Origin of the sequence: uncultured Mobiluncus sp., assembly GCF_902488535.1 — a bacterium.
In the GTDB taxonomy this organism is placed as follows: domain Bacteria; phylum Actinomycetota; class Actinomycetes; order Actinomycetales; family Actinomycetaceae; genus Mobiluncus.
Genome location: NZ_CABTWO010000045.1, coordinates 1 through 1,850, shown reverse-complemented (window position 1 = coordinate 1,850; position 1,850 = coordinate 1). Strand labels below are relative to the sequence as shown.

Genomic DNA, 1,850 nt, shown 5'->3' with positions numbered 1-1,850 from the left:
TTTTTTCCCAGGGGGGGGCCCCGCCGCGGCGCGCGGGGACGCTTGGGGCCCACCCCCTCCTCAAAGGCCCGGGCGGGGAGGAGGGGGCCCCCGCCGATGCCGTCCCCGCCGGTGCGCGCCCCGAACAGCACCACGTGGTTACCCACGCCGGTCGCGTTCGCCAGGTGAATGTCCTGGTGACGCAGCACCCCCACGCACAAGGCGTTGACCAGCGGGTTTCCTTGGTAGCTGGGGTCAAACTCGGTTTCGCCGCCGATGTTGGGCAACCCCAGGCAGTTGCCGTAGCCGCCCACGCCCGCGACCACGCCGTGCACCACGCGAGCCGTGTCGGGGTGGTCTACTGACCCGAAACGCAGCTGGTCCATGACCGCCACCGGGCGCGCCCCCATCGCCATGATGTCACGCACGATACCGCCCACCCCGGTGGCAGCGCCCTGGTACGGCTCCACAAAAGAGGGGTGGTTGTGCGACTCAACCTTAAACGTCACCGCGTAGTCGTCCCCAATGTCGACCACCCCCGCGTTTTGGCCCATGCCGACCAGCAGGTGTTTCTTCATTTCCGCGGTGGTTTTCGCGCCGAACTGTTCCTTCAGGTGCTTCTTTGAAGATTTATACGAGCAGTGTTCGGACCACATGACGGAATACATCGCCAGTTCCGCCGCGGTGGGCCGGCGTCCCAGAATCTCTTTGATATGCGCGTATTCCCCGTCTTTCAGCCCTAAAGCCCGGTAATCTTGCGGCTCGTCGGGGGTCTGTTGGGCATTTTCAACAGTGTCATAAGTCGTCATGAGTGGTTTCCTTTATTAGTTGATTTGGGGGTTTGGCGGTGCGGTTTTCTAAGGGGCCGCAATCTGGACTTTCGCTTAGACCAGCACTGAGCTAATGGCGGAAGTAAAGAACTTGAGGCCGTCAGTGCCGATCCGATTATCCTGACCGGGGGTGGGGCCGAAACCCGGCTCCACCGCGTGCTCCGGGTGCGGCATCAAGCCGACCACGTTACCTTGTGCATTCGTAATCCCGGCGATGTCGTTCAACGAACCATTGGGGTTGCCCAGCGGGCCAGCGTAGCGGAACACGACCTGACCTTCGCCCTCGAGACGTTCCACGGTGTGCGGGTCAGCCCGGAAATTGCCCTCCCCGTTCTTCAGAGGAATCAGGATTTCTTCGCCCGCGCTGAAAGCGCTGGTCCAAGCCGTGTGATTGTTTTCAACTCGCAGCACCTGGTCGCGGCAGATGAACTTTTTATGCTCGTTACGCATCAGAGCCCCATCCAGCAGATGCGCTTCGGTCAGCACCTGAAACCCGTTACAAATCCCCAACACCGGCATACCCCGACCGGCGGCCTCGACGATTGACTCCATCACCGGGGCAAAACGCGCAATCGCGCCGCACCGCAAATAGTCCCCGTACGAAAACCCGCCCGCCAAGACGATGGCATCAACCCCGTGCAAGTCCGCGTCTTGGTGCCACAACCGAACCGGCGTGGCGCCAGCCAAACGCACCGCCCGGCGCGCGTCCTGGTCGTCGAGGGTCCCCGGGAACGTCACGACCCCAACTTTTGCGCTCATGCTTGCGCCTCCGTGACGGCTTTGACAGCCACAACGTCCTCGATAATCGGGTTGGACAGCAGGGTTTGCGCGGCCTGGCGAGCCGCCTCGAGGTCCGCTTCGGTGACGTCACCAGCGGTGTCCAAGGTGAAGCGTTTGCCCTGGCGCACGTCCACAAAGTTGTCGATTCCCAGCCGGGCCAGCGAGCCTTTAATGGCTTTGCCCTGCGGGTCGAGAATCTCTGGTTTCACCATAACCTCAACAACGATTTTTCCCATTTTTCTTCCTTTTTTCCGTGGATAG

General features: G+C 61.7%; 3 protein-coding genes. All 3 read right to left on the bottom strand.

The annotated features are described in order from the left end of the window. Positions 1 to 788: AIR synthase related protein (locus RDL66_RS08960; protein ID WP_308536647.1), on the bottom strand; the 788-nt coding region annotated here is incomplete at its 3' end. Between the two features lie 75 nt (positions 789 to 863). Next, entirely contained in the window at positions 864 to 1,568 is a 705-nt protein-coding gene (purQ, locus tag RDL66_RS08955) for a phosphoribosylformylglycinamidine synthase subunit PurQ (protein WP_308536646.1), read from the bottom strand. Further along, complete coding sequence (gene purS / locus RDL66_RS08950) at positions 1,565 to 1,825, bottom strand: phosphoribosylformylglycinamidine synthase subunit PurS (protein ID WP_297723137.1); 261 nt, start codon at positions 1,823 to 1,825, stop codon at positions 1,565 to 1,567. Before purS ends, purQ begins: the two co-directional genes overlap by 4 nt. Between the last annotated feature and the right edge of the window lie 25 nt (positions 1,826 to 1,850).

Excerpts from the sequence above, each read along its gene's own strand:
- purQ (WP_308536646.1), bottom strand. The coding sequence starts at position 1,568 with ATGAGCGCAAAAGTTGGGGTCGTGACGTTCCCGGGGACCCTCGACGAC.
- purS (WP_297723137.1), bottom strand. The coding sequence starts at position 1,825 with ATGGGAAAAATCGTTGTTGAGGTTATGGTGAAACCAGAGATTCTCGAC.